This window comes from Alicyclobacillus fodiniaquatilis (genome assembly GCF_042678105.1).
GTDB lineage: Bacteria > Bacillota > Bacilli > Alicyclobacillales > Alicyclobacillaceae > Alicyclobacillus > Alicyclobacillus fodiniaquatilis.
The window spans coordinates 158,704-185,558 of sequence record NZ_JBHUCX010000004.1 but is presented as its reverse complement, the minus strand read 5'-3'; the positions used below and the strand labels follow the sequence as shown (position 1 = coordinate 185,558).

At 51.3% G+C, this 26,855-nt stretch carries 26 protein-coding genes and 2 pseudogenes; 12 read left to right on the top strand and 16 right to left on the bottom strand.

Annotated elements, in window-relative coordinates:
- Nucleotides 1-28 precede the first annotated feature (28 nt).
- The gene (gene iadA, locus ACFSB2_RS01535; protein WP_377940790.1) at nt 29-1,366 is read left to right on the top strand and encodes a beta-aspartyl-peptidase; all 1,338 of its coding nucleotides are present in this window, start codon (nt 29-31) and stop codon (nt 1,364-1,366) included.
- Nucleotides 1,367-1,501: 135 nt separating this feature from the next.
- Here the strand turns inward: iadA and folE are convergent, their stop codons facing one another.
- Nucleotides 1,502-2,095, bottom strand: a complete 594-nt coding sequence (gene folE / locus ACFSB2_RS01530; RefSeq protein WP_377940789.1) for a GTP cyclohydrolase I FolE — start codon at nt 2,093-2,095, stop codon at nt 1,502-1,504.
- 325 nt (nt 2,096-2,420) lie between these two features.
- Nucleotides 2,421-3,611: a hypothetical protein gene (locus ACFSB2_RS01525; RefSeq protein ID WP_377940788.1), complete on the bottom strand. Its 1,191-nt coding sequence runs from the start codon at nt 3,609-3,611 to the stop codon at nt 2,421-2,423.
- Nucleotides 3,612-3,780: 169 nt separating this feature from the next.
- Here ACFSB2_RS01525 and ACFSB2_RS01520 point away from each other — a divergent pair, with 169 nt between their 5' ends.
- Entirely contained in the window at nt 3,781-4,443 is a 663-nt protein-coding gene (locus ACFSB2_RS01520) for an SGNH/GDSL hydrolase family protein (protein WP_377940787.1), read from the top strand.
- Nucleotides 4,444-4,493: 50 nt separating this feature from the next.
- On the top strand, nt 4,494-4,727 hold the full coding sequence (locus ACFSB2_RS01515) for an RNA polymerase subunit sigma (protein WP_377940785.1): 234 nt from the start codon (nt 4,494-4,496) through the stop codon (nt 4,725-4,727).
- Here ACFSB2_RS01515 and ACFSB2_RS01510 read toward each other — a convergent pair.
- The 3 genes from ACFSB2_RS01510 to ACFSB2_RS01500 all read right to left on the bottom strand — a co-directional run bounded on the left by ACFSB2_RS01510 (nt 4,714) and on the right by ACFSB2_RS01500 (nt 7,234).
- A complete protein-coding gene (locus ACFSB2_RS01510; RefSeq protein ID WP_377940783.1) occupies nt 4,714-6,288 on the bottom strand; it encodes a recombinase family protein in 1,575 nt (524 codons plus the stop codon). The two genes, ACFSB2_RS01515 and ACFSB2_RS01510, sit on opposite strands and share 14 nt — an antisense overlap.
- Nucleotides 6,289-6,303: 15 nt before the next feature.
- Complete coding sequence (locus ACFSB2_RS01505; RefSeq protein WP_377940782.1) at nt 6,304-6,468, bottom strand: hypothetical protein; 165 nt, start codon at nt 6,466-6,468, stop codon at nt 6,304-6,306.
- 106 nt (nt 6,469-6,574) lie between these two features.
- Nucleotides 6,575-7,234, bottom strand: coding sequence for a DedA family protein (locus ACFSB2_RS01500; RefSeq protein ID WP_377940781.1), 660 nt, complete (start codon nt 7,232-7,234; stop codon nt 6,575-6,577).
- 146 nt (nt 7,235-7,380) lie between these two features.
- On the opposite strand from ACFSB2_RS01500, the pseudogene ACFSB2_RS01495 reads away from it, so the two are divergent.
- Nucleotides 7,381-7,677: pseudogene (locus ACFSB2_RS01495) on the top strand (sigma-70 family RNA polymerase sigma factor); the annotation flags it as partial.
- A 212-nt stretch (nt 7,678-7,889) separates the two neighbouring features.
- Here ACFSB2_RS01495 and ACFSB2_RS01490 read toward each other — a convergent pair.
- From ACFSB2_RS01490 to ACFSB2_RS01475, 4 genes are all read right to left on the bottom strand, one after another.
- Nucleotides 7,890-8,621, bottom strand: coding sequence for a hypothetical protein (locus ACFSB2_RS01490; protein ID WP_377940780.1), 732 nt, complete (start codon nt 8,619-8,621; stop codon nt 7,890-7,892).
- 193 nt (nt 8,622-8,814) lie between these two features.
- Nucleotides 8,815-9,909 (bottom strand): GerAB/ArcD/ProY family transporter, encoded by a 1,095-nt coding sequence (locus ACFSB2_RS01485; protein WP_377940779.1) that lies wholly within the window; start codon nt 9,907-9,909, stop codon nt 8,815-8,817.
- Nucleotides 9,909-11,024, bottom strand: coding sequence for a Ger(x)C family spore germination protein (locus tag ACFSB2_RS01480; protein ID WP_377940777.1), 1,116 nt, complete (start codon nt 11,022-11,024; stop codon nt 9,909-9,911). Before ACFSB2_RS01480 ends, ACFSB2_RS01485 begins: the two co-directional genes overlap by 1 nt.
- On the bottom strand, nt 11,021-12,553 hold the full coding sequence (locus ACFSB2_RS01475; protein ID WP_377940776.1) for a spore germination protein: 1,533 nt from the start codon (nt 12,551-12,553) through the stop codon (nt 11,021-11,023). Before ACFSB2_RS01475 ends, ACFSB2_RS01480 begins: the two co-directional genes overlap by 4 nt.
- Before the next feature lie 127 nt (nt 12,554-12,680).
- On the opposite strand from ACFSB2_RS01475, the gene ACFSB2_RS01470 reads away from it, so the two are divergent.
- Nucleotides 12,681-13,493, top strand: a complete 813-nt coding sequence (locus tag ACFSB2_RS01470; protein ID WP_377940775.1) for a DUF2935 domain-containing protein — start codon at nt 12,681-12,683, stop codon at nt 13,491-13,493.
- A 145-nt stretch (nt 13,494-13,638) separates the two neighbouring features.
- On the top strand, nt 13,639-13,761 hold the full coding sequence (locus ACFSB2_RS01465; RefSeq protein ID WP_377940774.1) for a hypothetical protein: 123 nt from the start codon (nt 13,639-13,641) through the stop codon (nt 13,759-13,761).
- 130 nt (nt 13,762-13,891) lie between these two features.
- Here the strand turns inward: ACFSB2_RS01465 and ACFSB2_RS01460 are convergent, their stop codons facing one another.
- A complete protein-coding gene (locus ACFSB2_RS01460; protein ID WP_377940773.1) occupies nt 13,892-14,077 on the bottom strand; it encodes a hypothetical protein in 186 nt (61 codons plus the stop codon).
- 239 nt (nt 14,078-14,316) lie between these two features.
- On the opposite strand from ACFSB2_RS01460, the gene ACFSB2_RS01455 reads away from it, so the two are divergent.
- The 3 genes from ACFSB2_RS01455 to ACFSB2_RS01445 all read left to right on the top strand — a co-directional run bounded on the left by ACFSB2_RS01455 (nt 14,317) and on the right by ACFSB2_RS01445 (nt 16,759).
- Nucleotides 14,317-15,867, top strand: coding sequence for a recombinase family protein (locus ACFSB2_RS01455; protein ID WP_377940772.1), 1,551 nt, complete (start codon nt 14,317-14,319; stop codon nt 15,865-15,867).
- 45 nt (nt 15,868-15,912) lie between these two features.
- Nucleotides 15,913-16,221: a sigma-70 family RNA polymerase sigma factor gene (locus ACFSB2_RS01450; protein ID WP_377940859.1), complete on the top strand. Its 309-nt coding sequence runs from the start codon at nt 15,913-15,915 to the stop codon at nt 16,219-16,221.
- Nucleotides 16,222-16,291: 70 nt separating this feature from the next.
- Nucleotides 16,292-16,759 (top strand): hypothetical protein, encoded by a 468-nt coding sequence (locus tag ACFSB2_RS01445; protein WP_377940771.1) that lies wholly within the window; start codon nt 16,292-16,294, stop codon nt 16,757-16,759.
- A gap of 99 nt (nt 16,760-16,858) precedes the next feature.
- On the opposite strand, the gene ACFSB2_RS01440 is transcribed toward ACFSB2_RS01445, so the two are convergent.
- The 4 genes and pseudogenes from ACFSB2_RS01440 to ACFSB2_RS01425 all read right to left on the bottom strand — a co-directional run bounded on the left by ACFSB2_RS01440 (nt 16,859) and on the right by ACFSB2_RS01425 (nt 22,042).
- Complete coding sequence (locus tag ACFSB2_RS01440; protein ID WP_377940770.1) at nt 16,859-18,100, bottom strand: S1C family serine protease; 1,242 nt, start codon at nt 18,098-18,100, stop codon at nt 16,859-16,861.
- Between the two features lie 49 nt (nt 18,101-18,149).
- Nucleotides 18,150-18,416, bottom strand: a pseudogene (locus ACFSB2_RS01435) (alpha/beta hydrolase family protein); the annotation flags it as partial.
- Between the two features lie 159 nt (nt 18,417-18,575).
- Nucleotides 18,576-20,543: a dynamin family protein gene (locus tag ACFSB2_RS01430; RefSeq protein WP_377940769.1), complete on the bottom strand. Its 1,968-nt coding sequence runs from the start codon at nt 20,541-20,543 to the stop codon at nt 18,576-18,578.
- On the bottom strand, nt 20,540-22,042 hold the full coding sequence (locus ACFSB2_RS01425) for a dynamin family protein (protein WP_377940768.1): 1,503 nt from the start codon (nt 22,040-22,042) through the stop codon (nt 20,540-20,542). The genes ACFSB2_RS01430 and ACFSB2_RS01425 overlap by 4 nt, the downstream gene beginning before the upstream one ends.
- A gap of 159 nt (nt 22,043-22,201) precedes the next feature.
- Between ACFSB2_RS01425 and ACFSB2_RS01420 the strand changes: the two genes are divergently transcribed.
- The 3 genes from ACFSB2_RS01420 to ACFSB2_RS01410 all read left to right on the top strand — a co-directional run bounded on the left by ACFSB2_RS01420 (nt 22,202) and on the right by ACFSB2_RS01410 (nt 24,857).
- Nucleotides 22,202-23,245, top strand: a complete 1,044-nt coding sequence (locus tag ACFSB2_RS01420) for a M42 family metallopeptidase (protein ID WP_377940767.1) — start codon at nt 22,202-22,204, stop codon at nt 23,243-23,245.
- An 81-nt stretch (nt 23,246-23,326) separates the two neighbouring features.
- On the top strand, nt 23,327-23,722 hold the full coding sequence (locus ACFSB2_RS01415) for a hypothetical protein (RefSeq protein WP_377940766.1): 396 nt from the start codon (nt 23,327-23,329) through the stop codon (nt 23,720-23,722).
- Between the two features lie 34 nt (nt 23,723-23,756).
- Nucleotides 23,757-24,857, top strand: coding sequence for a tetraprenyl-beta-curcumene synthase family protein (locus ACFSB2_RS01410; RefSeq protein WP_377940763.1), 1,101 nt, complete (start codon nt 23,757-23,759; stop codon nt 24,855-24,857).
- Between the two features lie 23 nt (nt 24,858-24,880).
- Here the strand turns inward: ACFSB2_RS01410 and ACFSB2_RS01405 are convergent, their stop codons facing one another.
- Nucleotides 24,881-25,741: a YihY/virulence factor BrkB family protein gene (locus tag ACFSB2_RS01405; RefSeq protein WP_377940762.1), complete on the bottom strand. Its 861-nt coding sequence runs from the start codon at nt 25,739-25,741 to the stop codon at nt 24,881-24,883.
- Between the two features lie 99 nt (nt 25,742-25,840).
- Entirely contained in the window at nt 25,841-26,854 is a 1,014-nt protein-coding gene (locus tag ACFSB2_RS01400) for an RluA family pseudouridine synthase (RefSeq protein ID WP_377940761.1), read from the bottom strand.
- Nucleotide 26,855 lies beyond the last annotated feature (1 nt).

Below are 26,855 nucleotides of genomic sequence, written 5' to 3'. Positions count from 1 at the left end.
TGAGCCGGAATTCTCAGGAGGATGCAGTATGAGTGTTTTAACCATTATCAAACGGGCGCATGTCTTCCAACCGAAAGATGCCGGAATCAAGGATGTGCTCATCGGCGGGCGGCAAATTCTCGCCATTGGCGACAATTTGTCCATTCACGGAACGCTGCCTGAAGTCAGCGTGATCGACGCAGACGGTCTATACCTGTTTCCGGGCTTAATCGACCAACACGTACATATGGCTGGCGGTGGCGGTGAGGGCGGGTTCCACTACCGCACACCGGAAATCAGCCTGAGCCATTTGACGACTTCTGGCGTCACAACCGCCATTGGCGTGCTTGGGACAGACGGTGTCACACGCAATACGCGTGAACTGCTCGCCAAAGCGAACGGCCTAGACTTTGAAGGCATCAGCACCTGGATCTATTGCGGCGCATATCAGGTACCGACGCGCACCATCACGGGCATGCCGCGCTCCGACATTGTCCTAATCGATAAAGTGCTTGGTGTGGGGGAAATTGCAATCGCAGACTCGCGCTCCAGCCATCCAAGTAGCCAAGAAATTGCTGAATTGGCTTCCGAAGCTCGCGTGGGTGGTCTGTTGTCAGGTAAGGCAGGCGTCGTCCATTTTCATGTGGGAGACGATGATTCACGCTTAGACATCCTGCATGAGGTGATTCAGAGAACCGAGTTGCCGATGTCTGTCTTCGTCCCTACACACCTCAATCGCAATCCAGATCTGCTGGAGGCGGCTATTGAATGGGGGAAAATCGGCGGTTTTGTCGATGTCACCTCTGGCATTCGGCCAGATGCGCATGATCACGTATCTGTGAAACCAGCCAAAGCCATCCGCAAGTTGCTCGATGCCGGCGTCAAACCGGGCTACATCACTATGAGTTCGGACAGCAACGGATCATCGCCGATTTTTGATGATCAAGGCAAGTTGGTCGCTATGGGCATCGGCAACATTGCCACACTTTGGGAAGAAACAGTCGACGCGATTCTGCGCGAAGGTGTGCCAGTGGAGACGGCCATCAGCATCGTGACACGTCACGTTGCCCGCGTCTTAAAGCTGCGCTACAAAGGGATGATCAAACCAGGGTACGACGCAGATCTACTGCTGTGTGACAGTGATTACAAAATTCAGCACGTTTTTTGTAAAGGTCGTCAGATGGTCAAAGACACACAGGCGATCGTATTTGGCACGTTTGAAAACCAGCCGCACATCGCCGGATCGCCAGATGGCAAAGAACATTCTGGAGATAAAAACGATGATCGAGGGCGGCCGATGCTGGACCCGGACGAAGATGATCCGGATGATTTCCCTGATAGGGACGAACGGCAAAAAAACGCGCGCCGTCGGCATTACTGTTGTTGATGCCCACATCTGCGCAAACGGCGTGTCGCGATTGACGTGCCAGTCCATTGGACGCTCCATAAAAAAACATCCCGTAGATGGGATGTTTTTTTATACGACGATACAGGTTGCCCTCATGGTATATAAAGGAAACACCTATCGCAGCATCCGCAAAATTTCTTCTCGCAAACGCACGTCTTCCTCATAGCGTCCGCGTGCGGCCAGTGTCATCGTACGGCTGCCCGGCTTTTGAATGCCGCGCATGCTCATGCACAAGTGCTCACCATCAATGACGACCATGACGCCTCTGGGATTCAGCTCCTCGTACAATACATCAGCGATTTCATTCGTCATGCGCTCTTGCACCTGGGGCCGCTTTGCGACGGTATCGACCAACCGCGCCAACTTCGACAGACCTGTCACCACATTGTCCTGCGGCAAATAGGCCACATGCGCCACGCCGAAAAACGGTAACAAGTGATGTTCACACATGGAATAGAACGGAATATCCCTGACAAAAACCACTTCATTATGCTCAACGTGAAAACGGGCGCTCAATTCAGCGCGTGGATCACGATGTAACCCTGCAAAAATTTCCTCGTACATACGCGCCACTCGACTGGGCGTATCCAGCAATCCCTCGCGATTCGGGTCTTCCCCAACGGCGCTTAAAATCATGCGCACGGCTTCTTCAATTTTAGCGGCATCTACAGTCCTCACGGCATCCGATTCGTGACGCGATTTTATCATTCGAGCTTGCTCCTCCGCGATGGTCAATGGTTGTCCCCCTTTAAACAGCAGTACAATCTAACAAATCCGCAGTGGGCAGCGGCGGGTTCCTATATTATCCCCTTTTTGGCGCAAATCAGAAGCTATCATTTGCAGAATGTAATCCCATCAACTATATCAACCATTGCGCCGACAAGACAAGTGATAAATCGGTTCTCTGAATCAACATATGTATAGACCGGCCATGATCGGAAATTTGGAGCCTGGAAATGCACGAAGGCACACCCAGACCCCAAATGCAAAGCAATTTGTACCTTGTAAGATATAGCGGTCTGTTGCCTTTAGGTCAAGTTGGCCCACAGTCGATCCCGCTGTCGCGGAACTGCAACGTGTTGTACAGCGCACCCCAGCTCTTGACGCGCGTGACGTCGCTCTTTGCTGGGCTGTCCGCGTAATATGCGATATACCCGCGAATATTGCTTCCTTTCACCATCGGTTGATTGTCGGCAACCGGCGCAATGGCGATAAAGGCTGGCAAAGGCGCCTGCGCCAACTGAAAGGTTTGATATTGTGATTGGTTGCAGTAAAATCCCGGTTTTAACGCTGCATTCACAGAGGTGACCCCAGCGGCAAAGCCATTGATAAAATCGTGAAACTGCTGAATGGTCTGCGCTGGCGAATTGTATCCTTCCGGGTCGAGAATCACGTAGTTCGGACGGACGTCGGCTGGATAGGCTTCGATTTGTTGCGCTGCATATTCCCCAGCGTCGCGTCCAGCCTGCAGGAATGTCGTCCCACTGCTCGGCCAGCTGACCGTCCAAAATGACAACCACCACGGCCGCGTCGTGTTCTGGGCCATGACTTGGGCGATTTGTAGGTCAGGCTGTCCGGGTAACACCTGTGTAAAAGGCGCCTGTGTCGTCCCCAGCGCCGCTGTCACGCCAATCCCTTCCCACCCCAACTGGATCGCTTTTTTCACATCATTCTGATTCATGATGGAGGCGTAAATCCCCACCGAAGGTTGATTGACCGTCGGAAGCGCGGTGGGTTTAGGATCGCCATTGAGTGCGACGGTCGGCACGCTCGGACTGGCGTTGCGCGCACATACCTGCTGTGGCACCTCTTGTCGCGGCAAACGCCCATACCCATTTGGGAAAACGCCATGCACCGCGTAATAGGACAGCATCACAGCCAGCGTGAGACTGTCCAGCGAGGTATACCCCGCCGCATTGACGAATGTATTGGCCTGCAGCGTCTTAATCCCTTGGCCGACTTTCCGCATTTCAAACGGCGTATGTCCCCCCGCCTCCCCGGCGGGATTCGACCAGTTGCACGGATTGTAATACAGTGCGTAAAGCGCTGCGCCGCCCACGGCCAGGACCAGGGTATCGCTGGAACTCACTTTCTCCCACGCTGTCTGATAATCTCCCAAACATTGATCCGTCGGGACGCCCGTCACATCTGCCGCAGCGAGACATTTTAAGTAATCGGTCGCAGTCGCTCCATATAGGTACACCTGATTTGCACGTACAGTCATGCGCCTTCCCCCCATCCCGAAATAAAGCGACGCTGTTTGCCCGAGCGTAGGCATGCAACCTTCCAAAGCGCAGCGTGATCGCATTGAATACAGCGATGAGCACACATGTCTGTGCTACTTTATGCAACCACATGATCTGCCCATGTGGATTGTATCGGAGGTGAGGATCATGCGCTTTGTCGCGTTAGGCGATTCCATCACATACGGCGACGGGGCCAGTCGCCCATGCCGCTCCTACCCCAATGTCTTGACCGCCCTGTTGCGCCGCGGGGAACACCGCGCGCCAACATATGGCGACATTTTGGCTCAACCCGGTTGGACGAGTGGCGCATTACGAGCGGCGGTGACCGCGAGCAACATAGAGATTCTCCGCAGCGCAAACGCGGTGATTGTCTGGATTGGCGGCGACGACCTCGCAGACACTGCACTGCGCCTGGCACAGGGTGCGCCAAACCCGCAAAAGCAAATGGCTGGCGCAATTAAAAATTATGCATTTCAACTCGGCGGCATACTTACTGTCATTCGCACAGTCAGTAAGGCAAATGTATATGTCTGTACACAGTACAACCCATTTCCAAACAGCCCGCTGGCTGTCGCAGGCATTCAAACATTGAATACCACGACGCTGAATGTGGCAAACCGAGCGGGTTGCCACTGTGTCGACACGAGCAGTTGGTTTGCTGGACGAGAATCAGCGCTTATCGCCGGTTACCGCACTGGCACACTGCGCGATGCGCGTCAATATCCCATCCCTATCCACCCCAATGACAGAGGACACCTCGTGATCGCAGAAGGGCTTTACAGAAACATTGCACCAAATATCCGCAGTTGACATAGGCTAACCCACCGTGTGCTGTGATGTTTGTCGGAGGTGAACGCGGATTGTTGTCACTTGCTCTTGCCGTTTCCATGATCCGGGACATCGTTTTGGTCACCGGCTTCGTCAATCAATCGTTTCCGCAACCACTTGACAAGGAAGAAGAAAGGCGCTGTTTTGAACGCTGGCGCGAGGCGCAAGACAGGCAAGCGCACGATTTGCTTGTCGAACACAATTTGCGCTTAGTGGCCCATGTCGCCAACATGTTGGCGACATGGTCACAACTCAAAGCACTTTAGACGGACACCCGAGATAGCTTATAGGGCCAGTCAGTGTCAACTCGACAGCTGTTTTGTCATGGGCGTCCACCGCGACTTGTTCTACCAACAAGGAAACCATGCGTTGCCGAATGGCAAAAGAAATAAGTTCCAGATTTTTACAAGACGATTGCAACATCTGAACCAACGCATCGATGTGCGTTTGCATCAGTCGTTTCAACGCCGCCCGCCGCAACGCGAACTCATCTTGCTGCTTCTCTAACCCCGCCCGCTGTTCGCGCACACGTGCAACCTGTATCTCATAGGCCGTTCTTTCGATCCCGCCAGTCATATGCAAGTTCAACAGCCGCTTTTCCATTTGCAGCAATTGCGCCAGTTGACGCCCCATCTGCTCCTCGCTTTCCTTCAACCGCGCTTCTTTGGCCTGCGTATGCGCCTGCCACTCTGCCACCAGCTCCCTGGATGTCAAGACGCGCGTTGCGATCAACTGCCAAATCTGCTGCTCCACGCGTTCTGCCCTGATACTTTTGCACTGATGCGCACAAACCTGTTCGCAGCCGCTGCGGTTTGCCGGACGGCGATAAAACCGGTAAGCGCGCCCGCCCCTGTCCCGATACGCTGCAGCATGCCAACGGCTGCCGCAAAGCGCGCAGACAGGTAATCCTTGTAACAAATGCTGATGCGTTTGACGTGTTCCCTGGTGGCGTTTTGTTTGCCGTCTGTGTGCGGCGAGTTGAAAGGTGGATGTATCGATGATGGGAGGTACAGATACAGATATCCATTCCGAGCGAGGGCGAAATCCTTTCACACGGCGAATGCGCGACGGTGTGAGAGTCGATGTAGCACGCTTCACCTTTTGGGTCATCCGACGATTGTAAAAATAGCAGCCAGTGTATAATTCATTCGCAAGAATGCGACCGATGGTGGCATGACTCCAATGCAGACTGCGCCCGGTCTTGGTCGGCACCCCAAGTTCATCCAAGCGAGCGGCAATCTCCCGCAGACTCAACCCCTCGTGCGCATACCACCGAAAAATACTGCGCACGAATTGAGCTTCTTCCTCGATCACAACCAAATTCCCCGAGTCATACCGATACCCATATGGGTCGATGCCCATTGGCATCAGTTGTCCTTCTTTGGCGGCGCGCAATTTACCAGACAAAGTACGTCGGCGGATCTGGCGCAACTCGTACTCGGCGATGCTGCTGATGATGTTGAACAACAAATTTGCCTCATCTGACTTATCCCAATCCGGCACATCGACGAAGACCAGTTCGACGCCAAGCTTTTGCAGTTCACGGACAATGATGGCTTTGTCTGCCATGTTGCGCGACAGTCTATCCGGATGTTTGACAATCACATGACTTAATTCATGCTGTTTGGCGCACTCGATGAGCCGCATTAACTCCGGGCGATCCATATCTTCGCCAGAGGCGCCAGCTTCACGAAAGATGACAACTTCAGTTCTGTCAAAGCCAAGCTTTTCAACTTGTGCATAACAGTCATCCAGTTGGACATCAAGGCTGTGACCTTCCACGGCTTGATTGCCTGTCGACACTCGAATATAAATGGCTGGCCTCACGCGCATCACTCCCATTCACCTATCCAGCAAATCAGTCGATACTTTTGCGTGCGCCATCTGTTCAACGTGCCATTCGAGTAAACATGTGATCGCCTCTTCAACCCCCAACCGGGCACGTTCGGTCTGCATTTCATCATCTAGATCCATCGGTGCCACATTGATAACGAGCCGTCGCTCCACGACAAATCGCCCCCCACACAGACATATGCGAGGGGGGCGTTGTCCTATCCAGAAAATAAAGTCGATACCCGAGTGTGCGCCATCCGCGATGCCGAGCACCTTAGCATCACTTGTCCATCTCGTCAGCTTCGTCATCAGCTTGCTGTTCAGCAAGCTTTGCCTGCGCTTCCGCCTCCAGACGCCGCTCACGGCGATGCGAGCGAACCTTGAAAAAGACGTATATCGCGATAAGCACGACCAGAAGGATGATGCAGGGAATGAGATATTGATGGATCAATCCTTGATATCTGTGTAATACAACGCCAATATAATGTCCGGCGATGATAAACAAGCCAGACCACACAATGGCGGAAAGCGCATTAAAGGGGGCAAAAAGCCAAAACGGCATGCGATTGATGCCAGCCAGATAAGGCACCAAAATGCGAATGCCCGCAATAAATTTGGCAAAAATCACAATCCACAGTTCATATTTCTCAAATTGATCATTTGCCTTGTTGAATCTCGCTTCTGTGATGCCAAAATATTTGCCCACATAGAGGATGATGGGCCGCCCCAAATACATGCCGATACCGTAAGCGATGGTTGAACCAATAATATTCCCAAGGCATGCTGCAAGCCAAAGGGGGAAAAGATGAAAGACGCCCTTCGTCCACTCGATCCCCGAAAGGGTAAGTGTCGTTTCAGCTGGGAAAGGGATGCCAATGGCCTCTGAGAACACGATCAAAAAGACGCCAAAGTATCCGAAGTGACTAATCCACTCCTGCAAACCAATTCTCCTATCCTGTAAATAAAATCGATACCTGTGCGTGCGCCATCCGCGATGCTCCGATTAACTGGTATTTCCATGATGCTGTTGGTGCGGGACGCATCACGCATGGCGGTCTATCCTGTAAATAAAATCGATACCTGTGCGTGCGCCATCCGCTCAAGGTGCTTACCGCGGCATCATTTTGTGCACGCGTATATCACACCAAGAAGTTTGATGCATCTGGCATTGACCAAGATGATTTGATCTCTATTGGCACAGTCGGCCTGATTAAAGCCGTAGATACGTACCAACCAACAAAAGGAACCAAATTTGCAACATATGCCGCACGGTGCATTCAAAATGAAATACTGATGCAGTTGCGTGCACAACGAAAAACGCGTAAAGATATTTCACTGTATAGCCCAATTGGCACCGATAAAGAGGGAAATGAATTCACTATATGATGTTATCTGTATTTTCTTCGGTCACCATTCACTATTTTGATGTTATCTGTATTGCCAGTGACTTTCAATAACGATTGCCATTAGATGTTATCGGTTTTGTGAATGTCTTTCAACAAAAAACACGCAAGCGACGTCATTGCTGACGAAACTTGCGTGCTGGTATGGCGATCCATATGGTTTGCGCGACTACAATGGAAACAAGCGTAACATTAGTTTGCCGCCGTGCTCAGTGAATGCTTCGCATTTTTTCCGTGGTGGAAGCCACCTTTGTGATTGATGAATTTATCCAGGTGCGCCTGGTACCGCTTCAGTATCTTCGCCTCTTTGTCAGACGACAATTTGCCTGCCTTTACCGCTTGGTCCAGACGCGTCTTCAAGCGTGCGGTCAAAGCGCTGACCAACTGTTGTTGGGACATCCCCTTTTGTTGCGCCAGTTGGAGAATCGACTTGCCGCTGTTCAACTGGGACTTCAGTGTGGCCTCATCCATGCCGAGCACGGCTGCTGCGTCCTGCAGTCCATGGAAATGATGGCGGTGCTTCCGATGAAAACCCCCTTTGTGTTCGACAAGCTGTTTGTCGTGTTCGTCCATATCGGTTTGCATCTGTTGCGCCTCTGCCGCAGTCAATTGGCCGTTCTGCACAGCTGCATCGAGGCGCGCCTTCTGACTCGCTTCGATATTGGCAATCAGTGTTTGCTCACTCATGCCCTTCGCCGCGGCAATTTGCACGAGTGACTGCCCTTGGGCAAAATCACTTTGCAGTGTCTTCTCGTCAATGCCGAGCATTTTTTCAATGTCGTCCATTTGTCCAACAACCATAGCGCGCTCTGTGGTTGGCGACACATCGACGGTCGATCCGGCATCTGTTGCGGCAAAAGTGGTCATCGTGCCGAATGCGCCAAACGTCACAATGGTACTTGCGATCACGGCTTTCAGTTTCAATCCAGGTTCCTCCTATATGGTGTTTTTTTCCTTACACCTAAACAGGATACCACATTTCCTTGAATTACCATTGAAAAATCAAAGTGCACTATTGTGCTATTCGAGGATGCTGAGGGCCGAAAACCAACGCCACCGTTTTCAATTGAACTCTATCGTGAGTTTGGCGCGGCAATCGCTCGTATGCATACATGGTTTATTGGGAAAATCTTTTGACATGCGCGCGCCGAATGAGCGCCATGATCACGAGGAATAAGGGAACACCTAGCAAAAGACTCCAACTGATAGGTACCAGCACATGGTCGTATATCCAAAGCGCAACGGCGCCGTTGGGCACCGACATCGACATGCCAGTGATAACCGCTACCACAATCACCGAAAATCGACGGTAGTCCTCTTCGGGTTGTCCGAGGATCCTCGCGATCAACATAGCCTGACACCACATGTGATTGCTTGTAAACAACACTGAGTATGCAGTCGCAAGAATGATAATTACGATGCCGATACGCTCGATTAAGAAGCCTTTCAAATGCAGGAGGCTAAAGGTAAATTGCATTGGGTAAAGAAGGTGCTCCGGCGCAAACCAGCCCAAATTGCTCACCACGGCAAAAAACGAGACCAACATCGCTACTCCAGCGACCGAAACGCTGATATAGCAATACCAGTTCGACATTCTACTGGCGCGGTAGTATGGATTGAGCATCAAGAATATATTGAAGCCTAGGTAGAGTGGAAACAGATGAAGAACTCCGAGCCATGTAGCGTGCAGGTTGACCATTTGAGTTGGAATCCATTTGTATTCTCCGCGTACAATCACCGCTATACAACTTACGACGTTGCCGATCAAAGTCATTGGGAATACAATACTCGCCACACGTCCTAAATTTTCGATCCCGCCCCACGCACCTCGCCAAGAGAGCAACAAAAAAGATATCAAGAAAATAAAGCGTGGGGTTTCCGGAAAATATGATTTCATCATTGAAGCGAAAAAATAAGAACTTATTGCAACAAAGAGCAGATAGCATGGCACATAGACGATGCCAATGATTGTCCCCATCCATCTCCCGCAAACAAGCACCACAATGTCAAATCCGCCCGTATGCGGGAGTCGGTCATTTATCCACTGGTGTCCCCACGCCATGATATAACTAACAGCGATGACGCCAAGCATCGCCCATAGCGCATCTATGTGAGCGTATTTGACACCTATACCAGCGAATATCCAGTACGCCAGAGGAAGGTAACTGGCGGATGCCAATGAGAGAATTTGCAGATGTGTCATGCGTTGCATTAGTTGAAGGCTCCTTTATGTCCGATTTCAACTTTCACGTGGACGTTAACCAACGCAGATGAAAAGAGCGTCGGCCAGTTATCGGAGACGATTGGCTTATCGTTCGGATGAACGATCATTTCCTTTAGTCCAAACCCGAAAGGATCCACCTTCTTTTTCTGGCATGCTCGAATCAACTGTATGACGTGACGTTTCACCGTCATCTCGATGACCTTCTCATAAAGCCGCATATCGTTCGGTGATAATTCAATCTCTCCATTCGTTGCACTCACATCAAGGTCACCTTTGAGAAGAATATTGTCGACAAGTTCTACGTGCCCGTGAATTTGTTGGACGGATCTCTTGCTGTACGATTTCAGGTGACTCACTTCAATATCAGAATTTTTATACGGGAATGTCATCGAAATATTTTTCATTTTCCCCATGATGATGTTGTAGTTAATTGTCTCTTCCATAGGTAATTCGCAAATCGGTTGAAATCCCTGGAATACGACCGCCCCTCCGACGTCAAATCCGTCGGGAGACGAACGCAACTTGGCGGTCGTCGGATTGATGCCCGGCTGAGTCGTATCTCTCCAAAACTCCCAGATCCTGCGCCGCACGCTATAACCAGACTGCCGGACTCGACTGAGCACGTTGTCCAAGTCGTCGGCCGGTTCATTGATGCTTGGCCCACTGAGAAAATCCCCAGCATGTTCGGAGGTCATGAATAGGTACGCCAATTTGTCAGAGGACGTATTGCCCATAACAGAGCCAACAATCTGTTCAATCTGTTCATCTCGAAGATGGTCATTCAAAATAACCACTTGCAAATTAGCGAGATAAAACTCCTTACTGTTTCTTGTTTGTAACTTGGAAAGCGCTGCAGACAACGTTGAACACGAAACCCTGAAATTCTTATAGTGTCTGGAACGCCCACTCATTTTGTCACTCGAGTCGGAACTTTGGACAAAAATCGGCACGTGCAGTGTGAAGATGACCTGATGTGAATTACCTGGAACGGGATCGACGGCGATGCCTGTCACCTGAGCCCTATCGTTGATGCGCTCATAGTCCCAACACCCCGTCAGCGGCAGACAAAGAAACAGACAGAGTATAATGTTGAGAATCCTCACGACTCTGCACCCTTGTCATCAACAGGCTTGTTGTGTTCGGCACGCTTTTGCAGCAACTTCAACGGGTACCGGATCAGCCCATCTACGAAGAGATCACGTATATATTCCCCGTCCATCGGCGCCAGATAAGGTGTCCCAAATGATCTCAAACTCACAACTTCATACAGGAACCAAAGTGAAACTAACAATACCCCGTAGAACCCAAACACCGCAGACGCCAACAGCGTGATCCAACTGCCGATACGCAGCAAGTTGGTGAATTCGTAGCTTGGTATGACAAAGAAGCTGATGGCTGTGAGCGAAACGACAATGATCAGAATATTGCTTACCAAGCCGGCTTGTACCGTCGCTTCGCCGACGACAAGACCACCAACAATGCTGATGGTCTGCCCCAACTGTCTGGGCATTCTTAAAGTGGCTTCACGTAGAATTTCGACCACAATTTGCATCAGTACCACTTCGACGAACGCGGAAAATGGAACCCCTTCGCGCGACTGGGCAATCTGCATACCAAGCACCTTTGGTAGCAGTTCTGGATTGAAATCGACGAATGCGACATACATCGCCGGCAAATAAAGGCTTAAGAGCAGTGCAATCACTCGTAGCCCGCGGATGAGTGTGGCCTCCCAAGTGGAACGCATGTAATCCTCTGAGGTTTGAAAAAAATCCTGGATAGTCACTGGATACAGGAGTACACATGGGTCCCCGTCCACAATCAGTACGACCTTGCCTTGAACCACTTCACGTGTAACTGCGTCAATTCGCTGAGTGACTCTCGACATCGGGAAAGGACTCCACGGATGCTCTGACAGTGATTGTTCAACAGTAGCAGACCCAACTACGACATCTGTGTTGACTCTGCTAATTTTCTCTTGAAGGCGGCGCACCAATGAGGGATTCGCAACATCGCTCAGATACACCATGGCAACAGTTCTTCTGCTTCTCTCTCCGAGCTTATACTCTTTGACGCTTAGATTGGCGCACGCTAAGTTTGCCCGAATCAGCCCAACGTTTGTTTGATAGTTTTCGACAAAACTAATTTGCGATCCGCGCGTCGTCACCTCGACTGTCGGCTGCTCAGGCGTCCGATGCTCCACGCTCCGCGCTGGGATCACAATGACATTTGATACACGCTCAATCAAAATGACGAGATCGCCGTTTGTCAGTGGTCGGAGAATCTCATGCAAATCTGATGCCAAATTCAGATTGACGCCTGTCAAAACGCGATCTAGGATGTATGATTCGAAAGCCATGTGCATACGCTTCGGATAATGATAATGCAGTAGTGAGCGAATGGATTTATCCACCACATCCCTATCGCAGATACTGTCGTAAAACAGAAAAGCACAATGACGCCCCGCTACATGAAAGCTCCTTACCACAAAATCGTCGCTTTCACCGAGATGTGATGACACGGCAGACACGGTTTCGTTTACATCTCCGCGATACTGGACAGAACCTTTCGTCGGTGTCGATAGTGAAGGATTGCGATGATGGCGAAGCTTTAGCCGTGGTCGATCAACGTGCAAAGTACCATCACTCCCTAAATATCAATCAAATTTAATTTTCCCCGGCGTTCTAGGATATATCCACTGTATTTATCACAGAGCATGACATGACATATGATGTGGCAATTTGGAGAGGAGTGAAGACAGAATGAGTCCCTTGACAGTTGCAGAGGAACATGCATTTTGGCTGAACATTTTGTTGGACCACGCTGTGTTTGTACGCGATTTTCTCTCTCCAGCTGAAAAGGATTACGTTCGACGCGCGAATCATTTTATTCGCGAATTCGAGGAAATGATTCATCGGTTACATGAAGAAGGCGCTTCGGCTCAGTTCGCCGCACAATCACTGCAATTAGCCGAAAACTACTATCAATTTGAAGGACATTTACAAGCCCTGCGTATCAAAAACGAGATCGTCATCGACCTGACACCGACGTATCTGATTGGTACATTGAACGAAAACGAAGAATATATCCGTCTTTGTCAAAAATGGTCACAGGGTCAAACACCCACGATGTTGTCTACACCAAAATTGCTTAACCTCTGGCTAGACGACATGCTCGGTCACGCGTTGCTGCTTGTGAACATATTGGACCCGATTGAAATGGTAATGATTCAAAAGACGACACGTTTGGTCGACGCGTATGAAAAGTACAAGTTAAAAAACTCCGCGATTCAGAAATATCTGCGATTCATGCCGACGTTTCCCGGTGAGAACAGATTCACCTACGAAATTGCTGAAACAACCATCGCCTTCAACAATTGGGTCGACGAAGTCATCCACATGTTTCAACACGATGAAGTATTAAGCCGAACGACACTGCCGTTCCTTGAACATCATTTGCCCGAATCATGTTATTTCCTTCTGCATTTGGCTCAAAGAAATCCAAGGGTCAACGCGTTGGGGAAAACATCGCAGTCGAGAGAGATCTTAACGAGATACATCACGCGATTTCAGTAGTCACTGGAGCAGGAGCGCTTTAGGTGGATGCATTTATCGTATCATCCACTGCCAAGGATGTCCGTAACAGCAAGACAATCGCCGTCTCAATATCGATCACGCCTCCATATCCTACATCCATGACATAACAAGAGGGGGCGTTTTCATGGGGACTTTTGGCGGCTATACGCAATGGGCAGTTGTGTTCTTGATCATCTTCGTTCTGTTCTTCTTGCTCGTTCCGTCCTTTGGCGGTGGCGCAGCTACCAGCTGTGCGGGAGGATACTAAAAACCCAACAGATATCATTTCTGCAAAGAGGGGGCGGCCAGCCCCCGACTTTTTCATTTGTAGCGTATTCGGGCATCGCCAATCACCTTCTGCACACGCCCCTGTAACAGCTCGTCCACTGGAGAGAGGCTTAAGCCCCCCCGCTTTCTGATTCATCCCGAGCAGATCTGAGACAGTCAGCAACGGATCGAACGATTTCCTGATGACAATATTGCTGTTCAGCTTCCGTCAATCCTTCAGGCGCAAATATTTTGATCTTTGTACCGCCAACCTGCATTTCGGCGTCCGGCTTACGCGTCGTGATACTCGGGATCAACCGCAACACCCCCTCACGTGATGCTATGCGTCAACGGTTTGTACACTTGCTTGCAACAACTCCTAAGCTAATATGAAGCCGATGAACCTCTGGCTATGTACAGAAGTACTTCCGCAACTCACCGCTTAAACATATTGCCCTCCGGGGCTTTTTTACGATTCGGCCAACAAACCAAAGAAGGGTTACCGGCCCACTTTATCACGTATAATCCCATATACGGATAAAGGCGGACTGATCATATGGCACATCACAGTTTCCCCGAATATCTAGATAATGTTTGGATATATCTGCGTAAGTCCCGTGAGGACCGTGAAGCAGAGGAACGCGCGCGAAGAGAAGGTCGAGATGAAATCGAGACGTTGGCACGTCATCGGCGCAAACTGTTCCAGTTGGCCCATCAGCACCATTGGAACGTCACTCGTGTATTCGAAGAAGTTGTCTCCGGTGAATATATATCCGAACGTCCAGAAATTCAGAATCTCCTCGCTGGCGTCGAGCATGGCGAGGCACATGCCGTGTTGGCCATCGACATCGACCGACTTGGCCGTGGTGACATGGAAGACCAAGGGCGCATCCTCCGCACGTTTCGCGAAGCGTCTACACTCATCTTAACGCCTGACAAAGTATACGACCTGACGGACGAGATGGACGAGGAATGGACGGAGTTTAAGGCGTTCTTTGCTCGACGCGAACTGAAGATGATCACAAAACGCATGCAACGCGGTCGGATCGCCAGCATAAACGAGGGAAAATACATTGGTACACGCCCCCCGTTTGGCTATGACATCAACCGGGAACTCGTACTGGTACCAAATAAAGATGCAGACACTGTACGGATGATCTTTGATCTTTACGTGAATCACGGCATGGGCGGCGGTCAGATCGCGAACTACCTCAACTCGTTAGGCATCCCGACCGCGCAGGGCAAGTTGTGGAGAGCGGCCAATGTAATCCAGATCATTCGAAATGAACATTATGCCGGCTACGTCACTTGGCGCAAGATCAAGTATGATAAACGCCGGTCAACGCATGTCAAACGACCAGACGATGAAGTGATCCGCGCAAAAGGCCAGCACGAGCCTATCATCGACATAAAGACATTTGAAAAGAGCGCACACATTCGCAGCGCTCGCGCTCATCACCCTGTTGGATACCGACTCGGCATTTCAAATCCGCTTGCCAGCTTGGTCGAGTGCGCACAATGCGGTGAAAAGCTCATCAAACGCCCATATGGCAGACAAAGACCGCACCTCATGTGCAAAAACCCGAATTGCCAGCAACGCAGTACACGGTTGGACATTGTAGAGGAGCGGATCCTCGCAGCCATGCGCGAATGGTTGAGCGATTATGAACTCACGATGGATGAGATCACATTCACCATGAGTTCATCGCAAAAAAAAGTTTTCGACAAGTCAAAGTTGCTTGAGCAAGTGGATCAAGCCATTGAACAGATAGCGAAACAACGCGACAATCTGCATAATCTGCTCGAACGCGGCACCTATGATGACGAGACATTTTCGACGCGCAACAAAAAATTGGTGGAAGAGCTCGCCGCTCTGCGTGAACGCAAGCATATCATCCAATCTGAAATTGAACGTGAACATACAGTTGATCAAGCAAGATATGACATTATCCCCCGCGTCACACATGTGCTGGATGCGTACAAAAAAACATGTTCCGCCAAAGATCAAAATTCGCTTTTGCGGTCTGTTTTGCATAAGGTTGTCTATAATAAAGAGACGTGGCAGCGTGGTGACCAGTTTGAGCTAGCACTTTATCCAGTTTTGTGACAGCAGCAACGATTCCAGCACTGATAACATCGTGGTGTAAATGAAATTACGATATCGGATATACTCTGGTCGAATGACGACAGCACAGAGGACGAGGTCAACAAGCGCATGGAGATCAACGGCATGCTCAAGCTGCTTGATATCCTGGATGAACGAGAGCGCAGAGTGATCGAACTGCGCTTTGGCTTGATTGATGGGCAGGAGTGGACCCAAAATGAGGTCGCCGATGCATTGGAAATTTCCAGATCTTATGTATCCCGGCTGGAAAAACGTGCGCTCCTGAAAATGTTTCACCAATCATATGCTGGGCAAGAACGGAAAAAGGCATTTATTTACACACGAAATCAGCGATAATGCTCAAACTCCTGTCACCATTTCACCGCACACGTCAGCTATAATAGGGATGTCGTGCGAGGTGTCGTTTATGTTTAGTATGAGATCCAGGCGAATTACGCCGAAACTATTTATCATTCCCATCCTGATGATCTGCCTGTTCGTCGCCATCGTGATATTTGAGTACAGCAAACAGCATGTGCATGTACAGATGCTCGGCCAATCAATGGATGTATCGAATGTCGAACAGGTGCTGGTTGAACCTAGTGCTACAACATCACAACCAACGCAACAGTACTATACGCTCACAGATCAGGCGAGCATATTGAAACTGTGTAAACTGCTTGGAACGGCGCAACTGTATCAGGGCAGTGAGGGCGATTTTGCGACGAACATCGCCAATCTCTTGTTTCAGTCTACGAGCAATACCATCAGTATTCCGATTGCCCAGACAAGTACGAACGTGATTCTCATCTTCTTTAATGACCACACGTATCTGGCACCAGCGCATTTTCTAGAAACGTTGCAGCAGTTTGCAACAGACGCCAAAAAAGAATAGTTCACGATGCGCCATCATCTGTACGCACCGTGATAAACATATCAAAGCCTCTGTCCCGTTTGCTGACAGAGGCTTTGATAAGAAAAACATTGTTGATATTTACTGACTGCTAGGCCACTTTCCCAGTTTGACCTTCACCGTTTGATGTTGACCATTCCGAATAATTTCCAGGGTAATGACCTGTCCGACACTGTCTTGGTTGACGATTTGTGTCAAAGCTTCGATGGTGGCCACCGATTTGCCGTCCACGCCGACAATGATATCCCCGTCGCCCTTCAATATCTTGAATGGATCTGCGGAATCACTCGCACTGTCCAACTTACTGGCGTTGCTGTCGCCTTTCATGCCCGCTGTCGCCGCAGGACCGCCTTTCGTGACCTCTGTCACATAAATCCCCGTACTGACGCTCAAGTGCATCTCCTTTGCCATCAGGGAATCGACATCCATCCCTTCAATCCCCAACCATGCATGATTGATGGATTGACCAGAGATCAGTTGCTGCTCCAATTGCACCAATCTATCAATCGGAATGGCGAAGCCCACGCCGATGGAACCTTCTATCGGACTCTCAATCATCGTGTTGATGCCGACGACCTGGCCTGCGGCATTGAACAACGGTCCCCCGGAATTGCCTGGATTGAGCGGCGCATCGGTCTGAATCATCCCGTTCATGACGTGACCGCTACTTTCCGACATCGAACGGTTCAAGCCGCTGACGATGCCCGAACTGACGCTCTCGGTCAATTCGAACGGATTGCCAATTGCCACCACTAAATCACCGGGTTGCAGTGTTTTAGCACTACCTAGTTGCAACGGCTGCAACGATGCAGGCGCGTTAATATGAACAACCGCTAAATCATCAAGCGTATCGGCGCTCAAGACCGTTCCCTTGTACGTGTGATTGCCTTGCGCGACATTGACCGTCTTCGAGGTGCCAACCACGTGTGCATTGGTCGCGACATCTCCTTTATTGTCGATCAAAAAACCTGTGCCAACATCCTCTTGCGGACCGGACTTCGCACTGCCATCGGACACGGCGGTGATGGTGAAAATGCTGTCCTTGGTCGCGTTGTAGATGTTGGTCACCACATTTGAATCCGAAGTGCCTGATGTAGACGGATTGGCACCTGAATTCGTGCTCGATCCGCCAGTGTTCGGACTCGGTAAATAGGCCACCACATTTGAACGGGAAGGATGCGCGATGGCTGCGCCCGTCCATATGCCAAACACGTAAAACACGGCGAGACCAGCTACAATACTTGGCCATAAGACCGATGCTCTTCTTTTCCCGCCGCGTCCTTGCTCGGGCCAGTCGTCAAACTCGTTCCAGCGACGCCCCATCCTGCTTCCCCCTCAAAAATTCGTTCAGCTCCCGCTTGAGCTGCCGTCTTTACACGACCAACTGGTTCTGAAGAAACACAACAATATACTCCCACCGTACCACACGGTGCCACAGTTGCCCACTGCGCGACAAATCATCGGATTCGTCCGGAAAGCGGACCATGCGCACAGGGACATGATGATACCGAAGCGCTGCATAAAATTGCTCAGCCTGTTCAACCGGGCAACGCAGATCATGTTCAGCATGAATCACTAAAACGCTTGCTTTCATATTATCCGCGAAAGCAAGCGGGGACAAGCGCGCATAACAAGTAGGATCTTGCCATGGGTGTCACTTGCAGATCCTCTATATCGGTAAAACCGACGTCACAGGTGCCAAACATGCTGTATTCGTTGACACATTGGCATCTCTCCCATCTAGCATATCCAAAGGTGAACGCGAACAAGCCTCATTCACACGTGAAGGACATCTTTGTCATTCCGAAAATCCAAGTGAACCCAAGTACTCGAAAGCCTGGCGCAATTGCGCCAACAATGACGCATCAAACGGTTTATTCGTATCCTCTATCGCACGGCGCACTTGTTCGAGCAACTGGGCACATCCGTCGCCCAAATGCGACTGGACCTGTAATGTCGCAGCCTGGATGATCTGCCGCGTGGTGTCCGCCAACGCTTGGCGCACAAATTCCATCATGCCCTCTTCTGTGGCATCCAGCATCGCTCGCTGGCCGCCCCCTTCGAAGAATTGACGACCAGTTGAGAAATGACGCGCCTGCTGCTCCAACGGCAACGACGAAATCTCGCAGTGCACATCTTCTACAACGAGATTGGAAAAATCGGCGCGCGGCAAGCGGTTGTTTGAAACCGCAGCCTGCGCAAGAGACGTTTGCCATTTCTGCAGCCAGTTCAAAGATGTCTGTTCGGCCAAATTTGCCGCGCGCAAAGAAAATGTCCGCGTTTCGATATCGACTTGGCGCGCTAAAGCATCACACAGCGCAGAAGCGGCCTCCCGCAGCTTGTCCTGCGGCTTGCCCAGTCGAAACCGCCCTGGATTGTACGCATCCCGAAACAGATCTCGATAGCGCAGGCGCAGACGCTCTGCCGCGTGAAACACCAATTCCGCCAACTCCTTGTCAAACTGGCGAATCACGCTCGCATTTTTCGATTCGATCTCCATCGCACGTGCGCTCTCCAAGCGCTCCTTGAGCGCTGTCAGCATGTCGATGCGCGCCTGTTTAGCAGCGTCATCCGCAGCCTGACGCATGTTTGCTTCCTCAATGAACTGTTTGATTTGACGGGCAAGTTCACGCAGTGTTCTCGCCACCATGTCGCCAGCCAGCGCTTCCCCTTCCTGTTCGACATAGTTGGTCAAATCCGTTTCCAGCAAGGTGACGCCCGACTGCGCCAGCATCTCATCTGGCTCAGGGAGCGGCGCATCTGCAGCCAACTGCAAGCGCGCGCGCGCCATCTCCTCGAACGCAGCGTCATTTCCTCCGTGCGCAAGCTGCCGGGCTGCCAAGGCGATTTGCGCAGAAACCTCGTAAATGCGCGGAAAACGCATGCCCAGTCGACGCATTTCTTGTTCGACGCGCGTGCGCACAGCGACGCGCTCATCCTCTGATTTGGCCAAGTCGACGGCATTGATGACCGCAAACAGTTTATTCGCCTGCGCCACATCCTGCACACCCGACAATTGGAGGAGGAAATCCCGGTCTCCCTGGGTGAACGCATGTGAGTAATACATCACAAAGACAATCGCATCGGCGCGACGCATATAGCGAAAAGCGACATCTGTATGTCGACGATGAATGGAGTCAACGCCGGGTGTATCGACGAACAAAAAGCCCTTTTGCAGCCACGGATGGGCCGCGTGGACGTCGACACGTGACACATAGGCCGCGTATTGTTCAATGGCACTAAAAGACTGTAATTCGGAAACCGTGGTGTGCCACTGCGTCCCTAAACGCGCTGACATCTCCTCGTAGCCGCTGTGAATCGCCTTCAAAAAGCGCAGATGACTGCGCAGCGCAGTTGGGTAATCGCGCGGATTGAGTGTCGCAGCGCGCGCAATGGCTTCACTTAAGGTTGCCGGATGCTCGTGCAGCGCAGCGAACGTACTTTCCACATCACGCCACAGTTCCGCCTCGGTTTTGGCGGTCACCACGACATCGATTTTGTCGCCGATGCTTCCTTCTAGCTGCGTGACCGACGCTGTGGTCGGATTGGGCGACACCGTCAACAACGCTTGTCCTAAAAGCGCGTTGAGCAAAGACGATTTGCCAGCCGAGAATGCGCCAAAAACAGCGATCAAATAGCGATTCTCCTGCAGCCGCGCCTCCACTTCGTCCAATTCTTGGAGAGATAGCCCGGCAATCCCGGTCAACCTATCTCTCACATCGCGAATTTGATTGAGTAACTTGTCACGTTTGCGTTCATCTGTCACGATGTTACAGGCACCTCCCCCGCCAAAAGTTGGTCGATTGTCGTCTGCTCGTCCGCACAGACCGATAAATACATCTCTAGTGAACGAGCGCGACGATGCGCAGTGTCGATTTGCGCCTGCAATTCTTGCTGTGCAGCAAAAAAATCGGCCTTTGCCGCTGCAAACCAACCGTCGACCAACATCGTCAACTGGGCGCTGACGTCGCGTTTGACGCGACTGACGACATCTTTCACATACTGGTAAGGATATTGCGACGAAACCAGCGCTCCACTTTTTACCAAACGGTGCACATAATCCTCATCGACCGTCAACTGAATTTGGCTCAAATCGCCCAGCCATTCGTCTTTGCCCCAATCGCTTTGCCGCACATCCTGGGCAATCTGATTGGTCAACGGTGTCACCAAATAGTTGTCGATCCGCTCGTTTAAATCTTGAAGGAACCGTTCTGCGCGCGCCGTTTGTTCCACCTTTGTCTTCTTGGCCGCAAACAAAACACCTACTTTGAAGTCTGGCCGCAAACTCTCGACATATAAACGTCCTTTTTCCGTCGTTTCATACGGGGCAATTTGCGCCAGCTCAACCACTCGAATCCAGCGCTCGCGCAGCTCATTGCGCGCCTCCACCGTCTTTTGATAAGCCGCCTGCAACTGTTCATTCAACTGCTGATGCCGCGTTTCTTCTGCCGACAACCAGGCGCGCGCCTCAGCCGTATCAAGCGGACGTTGCTCCATTTCGCGCGCAACAGCGTCCAACGCCTCATCACGTCTTTTCGCATACTGCCCAGCAACCGCCTCGCGCACCAAATCGGTGAGCCGTTTTTTCACTTGTTCAAGCCGGGCTTCCTCATCTGTATCTCCCAACGCCGTCAACCAGGCGCGCAAATCATCCAACTGGTTATACGGAGACGAAGTGGTTGAAGTATAAAAAATTCGCTCGACCACGATGCCGTAATCGTCCAGCGCTTCCTCCACATGCGTTTGAAACGAAACAAATGGCAATTCAAAGTCCAGATGTTTATCCACCTGATTGACGACAAACAAGAGCCGCTTTCCCTCGTCCGTAAAGGCGCGAAGCAGTTCAAGATTCTCTTCCGCCTCAACGTGCTGATAATCTGCCACAAGCACCATCACGTCCGCCCGGTGCAGCGCGTTCATTGTCGCCTCTCTGTGCGTTTCATCCGTGGAATCGACTCCCGGGGTATCCAACAACTGCACGCGATCCTGTGTCGCAGGAAGCACAACCACCGCCACATCACTCGTAGTTGGCACCGCCCCTGTCGCCAAATCGTCTACCTGACACAAGGCGTTGATGAGACTCGACTTGCCAGCCGAGAAGAGGCCGCAAAACGCTACAGTCATCGCCGGTGAATCGGCAGTTAACTGCGCCAGAATCTCGCGCATTCGCCCAGAGTAAATAGAATCTCCCTGCCCTGCTATCCATTTCTCGATCCGTTGAAAGTGATCGACCATTTCATTTGTACGCTTGATCATTGCTCGCATAGACCGTGAAGCTCCTTTTCGGTCAAACTTTTCTCCTCGAATATCATACGTGAAAACGCGTTGTCCTGCACGGCGTAACAACTGTCACTGTGTTACAATGAGGGGACAATTGTGACAGTTGTGCAAATCAAATCGCAAACATAAAGGGAGTTCAGGCAAATGGAATCGCTATCATACATAAAAGATTTACTTGTGCGCTTATTAAATACCCCATCGCCAACTGGGCATACGGCAAAAATTATCCAAATGCTTGAAACTGAAGCAAATGCGTTGGGCTATGGCACTTCCATCATCAACAAAGGTGGTTTGCTCATTCATGTCCCTGGAAAAGACATGGCCAAACGCCGTTTTTTGACTGCGCATGTCGACACGCTCGGCGGCATGGTGAAACAGATTCTCGACAACGGACGCCTGCGCGTTCACCGCATCGGCGGCTATGCCTGGAACACCGTGGAAGGTGAATATTGCAATGTCATTTGTGCCGATGGAAAGCTTATCAGCGGCACCATCCTGCTCCACAACACATCTGTGCATGTCAACCGTGAAGTCGGCGACACCAAGCGCAATGACGACAACATGGAAATCGTGATCGACGCCAAAGTGACAAGCCCAGCCGACGTGCAGGCGCTTGGCATTCAAGTCGGCGATTTTGTCGCCTGGGACCCGCGCGTGGCGGTGACCGATACGGGCTATATCAAGAGTCGGCACCTCGATGACAAGGCGAGTGTCGCCGTCCTCTTTGGGCTGTTGCAGCACATCAAACAAACAGACCTCGTGCTGCCGCATGGACTGGATGTGCTCATCAGCAACAACGAGGAAATCGGCTACGGCGGCAATTCGAACATCGCGCCGGAGATTGTTGAATACCTCGCCGTGGACATGGGCGCCATGGGCGACGGCCTCACGACAGATGAACACTGCGTGTCCATCTGCGCCATGGATGCAAGCGGCCCTTACCACGAAGGATTGCGTCGGCACCTGATGAAGCTGGCCAAGGCGAACGATGTGCATTATGCAGTCGATATTTACCCATATTATGGTTCAGACGCGTCTGCGGCAGTCCAAGCTGGCGCCGATGTGCGTCACGCATTGATTGGACCTGGTGTCGCCAATTCCCACGCCTATGAGCGGACGCACGAAGAGGCGCTGGCGGCCACATGGCAGTTGCTCTCTGCCTATATCAACTCACCTTGCTTGGCGTAATTCGGCGATGAAGACGCGCGCGGAGGACGCCTGCAAGCGACCTGCATATCATGAAGCAATGACAGGTCGGGAGGGAGCGACGTGCAATTTAACTCGTTTATCAAATTCGGATCACTCGCCTTTGATGTGGCAAACGATGAAAAAGTGCGCCAACTGTTTGGCATGACTTATCACGGCGCACGACGCCGCGGGTTGATTGGTCAGGGGCAATCCATGCATCCACAGATGCTGCAACAGATGGCGCCACCGGCTGGCCAGACTCACCCAGCGCATTGGCCCAAATTAAATCAGCCAATTCCATTTTCCTCGGCAGGGCAAGCGAATGCCAAGCCGGCGACCAGCGCGCCAGCACCGGCGCAACAAGCGCAACCTGCGGCAAAAGCGCCAGATTTTGATGTGAAACAATGGCTGAACATGGACAACGCCAAAAAAGTGCTCGGTTGGGCAGGCACCATCAATCAGTTTCTTGAAAAATGACCGTTGCAGCATAAACGAGACTTGTTTGATCTCGATGCACAAATCGCCCCTAGCGGGGCAGCGGGAGGTCTTTTATCTGACATCTGTGACACCCAAGCGACCAACCGTATTTTTGTACCGACTCTTCCACGACGTGATGCCACTCGCCAGACGTCAGATTGAGCGATGGACGGCTAAAGCAGACGCCATTCCAGACAGTGAACTGCGGCAACAAGCATTGTCGAGCCTGCAGCATAAACGGTTCCACGCCGATGGCGGGACAGTTTACGCAGCCGCCCACCCCGCTTTTGCAGCGACCTTGGTGGAATTGATTGTCGCCTTGCAAACGATTAGCGATTATTTGGACAATCTGTGTGATCGCTGTGCACGATACGACGCAGATGACTTTCGCCAATTGCATCACAGCATGCGAGACGCGGTGCGTCCCAATGCGCCGCTGCGCGCGTATTACGCGCTGCGCGGCCAACCAGACGACGGCGGTTACTTGGCGGATTTGGTCCAGACATGCCAACGTTGCATCCAGCAATTGCCCCAGTATGCTTTGGTGCAGGATCAGGTTGCATGGTATGTGGAGCGCTATTGTGAACTGCAACAACACAAACATATTGAGCCCCATCTTCGCACTTCGACGCTGATGGCTTGGAGCGCCCCATACACAGCTGAATTTGAAGGGGTTGAATGGTGGGAATTCGCCGCAGCGAGTGGCTCAACACTGGGTATGTTCTCTCTGTTTCTCGCAGCCACTTACGACATTGACGACGAGACAGTGCCAAAGATTCACGAGAGCTACTTTCCGTGGGTATGCGGTTTGCATATTTTGCTCGACTATCTCATCGACTTGGAAGAGGATGCACAGGAAGGGGATTTTAATTTTATCGAATGTTACGCGGACAAGCAGTTGGCCCGGCGGCGGATCAAACATTTTGCCAAACAAAGCTGGCGCAGGTGCAAAGATATGCCCTATGGCGGTTCCATCCATCGGTTCGTCATCCAAGGTCTACTCGGCATGTATCTGTCCGACACCAAAGTTCACCAACAACGAGCCGTCCGCAAAGCCAAGCGCATGGTATATCAATTCGGCCCGACCGCTTGGATGTTTTACGTGGCTTGTCTGGTTTATCGAGCCATTCGTTGAGTATGGGACAACCTTGTTCAGTGTCACTCCACCGCCGGCTTTACAGCCAGACGGCCAAACCGCTCAAGGGAAGCGGCAATTTCAGCGCCAAACAACAGCATGATGCTGGCGATATAAAGCCAGAGAATCAACAGCATGACCACCGTCAAACCGCCATAGATGAAATGGTAGGTGACCAAATGGGCGGCGTAAATGACAAAGCCAGTGCGCGCCAAGTCCAGCGCAACGGTCGCAGTCAGCGCGCCAATGAGCACACTGTAGTTTTCTGTCCGGCGCGACGGCAGGAAGCGATAAAAAATAAAACATGTGACGAACAGGGAAAACGGATAAAGTATCCGGCTGATTCCATGTAAAAGCGGCACCCAATGCGAAAATACAGTTCCCGCGCTGATCCTGTGAACAAACGCCGGATAAAACGCCAGCGCAAAAGATGAAATCACCGCGAGGATGATCAGCAACACAAGCATGGCGAAGCTGATCAAGCGGCGAGCGAAAAAATTGCGCTGCTGTTGAACCTCGAAAATGATGTCCATCGCCTGTTGAACCGCGATAAAAGCGCTCCCTGCAGACCATGCGAGGATGGCAAAACTAAACAAGGGAATCTTCCCGCCAGCAGCGGCTAAACTCTGAATGCTGCGCTTGATGAAGCTGTTTGCGTCCGACACGTCCGGGTAATACGGTTGCATCATGCGCAGTAAAAGCGATTCAATTTGCAGGTGTGGCACGATGCGCGTCGTCCCGTAAATCACCAACAACAATAGCGGAAACAGGGAAAACATCGCATAAAAACAGATTCTAGCTGATAATGCTGGCAAGTCGTGTCTCACCAGGCTGGCGCCAAGCAAAGAAAAAAACCGTGCAGCTAAGCGCATTTTTTGACGCATACCCACACTCCTAAAAACAATCTCCATCTAAAAAACAAGCGATACCGTTGCAGTGCCCCATTTGACTGCATATGCGTGTTTCTACTGGTCCGGACCGTATCACAAATACTGCTCTAATGACCATTGTTGCCTTAAGTATCGCTGCCAACCCTCATCCAGCGGTGATTTTACCTCGATGGTCTGTTCTTCATATGGATGGTAAAAGGTCACCTGATACGCATGCAACGCAATTTGACCAGATGGCGGGAAATCGCCGATAGCAGACACGCCGCCGTAATCCTTGTCACCCACGATGGGTGCGCCGAGAAACGCGGCGTGAACGCGAATTTGGTGTGTACGTCCGGTTTCCAACTCGCATTTGACGAGCGCTAGGTGCCCACTTGGCGCAGCCGTTTGCGCTTGCACACGAAAATGTGTACGCGCTGATTTACCTGTTGATGATACACGATATAAACCAGCCTGATGCCGATTGCGGGCGATTGGTTCATCCACCGTCAACTTTTTCGCCAACCGCGCGCCTTGCACCACGGCGAAGTAACGCCGTTTCATCTGCCGTGCTGTCAACTGGTAATCCAACGCTCGGGCGATGAAACGATGCTTTGCGTACACCACCGCCCCCGTCGTCGGCCGATCCAAACGATGCACGTGGAGTACAGGACTCGCTTGTCCAGTATATTCATAATAAGCTGCAACTTGTTGATCTAACGTCGGCGTTTGTGGATCTTCCGCATGAATGATGAGGCCAGGTGCTTTATGCACAACGAGAACGTGATCGTCCTCGAATAGAATTGGTGGCGCTGTGACGGCTGCGCTCACTTTGGCAAGACGGGGCGCTGGATCCACCAGTGTGATTTTTGTTTTCGCGTCAAGCGTAACCGCAGCATCTGCCACATGGCTTCCTTTGCGCACGCATTTGCGCGCAAATAACTGTGCGACATCATTGGCAGGCAATTGCAGCTGTCTGATCATAAAATCATCCAGACGCCAACCGACAAAACGCTTGTCTGCATGTATCTGAAGTGCACCTTGCAGCATTTCAACCTGCAAGAAAAAGCCTCCCGTCCGCTTGGCGCGTTTGGCGACAATCAAACAAAATGGCGCGATGCTGTGCACC

Coding starts and splice junctions, on each gene's coding strand:
- iadA (WP_377940790.1), top strand. CDS start 29: ATGAGTGTTTTAACCATTATCAAACGGGCGCATGTCTTCCAACCGAAA.
- folE (WP_377940789.1), bottom strand. CDS start 2,095: ATGATAAAATCGCGTCACGAATCGGATGCCGTGAGGACTGTAGATGCC.
- ACFSB2_RS01525 (WP_377940788.1), bottom strand. CDS start 3,611: ATGACTGTACGTGCAAATCAGGTGTACCTATATGGAGCGACTGCGACC.
- ACFSB2_RS01520 (WP_377940787.1), top strand. CDS start 3,781: ATGCGCTTTGTCGCGTTAGGCGATTCCATCACATACGGCGACGGGGCC.
- ACFSB2_RS01485 (WP_377940779.1), bottom strand. CDS start 9,909: ATGCAACGCATGACACATCTGCAAATTCTCTCATTGGCATCCGCCAGT.
- ACFSB2_RS01470 (WP_377940775.1), top strand. CDS start 12,681: ATGAGTCCCTTGACAGTTGCAGAGGAACATGCATTTTGGCTGAACATT.
- ACFSB2_RS01465 (WP_377940774.1), top strand. CDS start 13,639: ATGGGGACTTTTGGCGGCTATACGCAATGGGCAGTTGTGTTCTTGATC.
- ACFSB2_RS01455 (WP_377940772.1), top strand. CDS start 14,317: ATGGCACATCACAGTTTCCCCGAATATCTAGATAATGTTTGGATATAT.
- ACFSB2_RS01445 (WP_377940771.1), top strand. CDS start 16,292: ATGTTTAGTATGAGATCCAGGCGAATTACGCCGAAACTATTTATCATT.
- ACFSB2_RS01440 (WP_377940770.1), bottom strand. CDS start 18,100: ATGGGGCGTCGCTGGAACGAGTTTGACGACTGGCCCGAGCAAGGACGC.
- ACFSB2_RS01425 (WP_377940768.1), bottom strand. CDS start 22,042: ATGCGAGCAATGATCAAGCGTACAAATGAAATGGTCGATCACTTTCAA.
- ACFSB2_RS01420 (WP_377940767.1), top strand. CDS start 22,202: ATGGAATCGCTATCATACATAAAAGATTTACTTGTGCGCTTATTAAAT.
- ACFSB2_RS01410 (WP_377940763.1), top strand. CDS start 23,757: ATGCACAAATCGCCCCTAGCGGGGCAGCGGGAGGTCTTTTATCTGACA.
- ACFSB2_RS01405 (WP_377940762.1), bottom strand. CDS start 25,741: ATGCGTCAAAAAATGCGCTTAGCTGCACGGTTTTTTTCTTTGCTTGGC.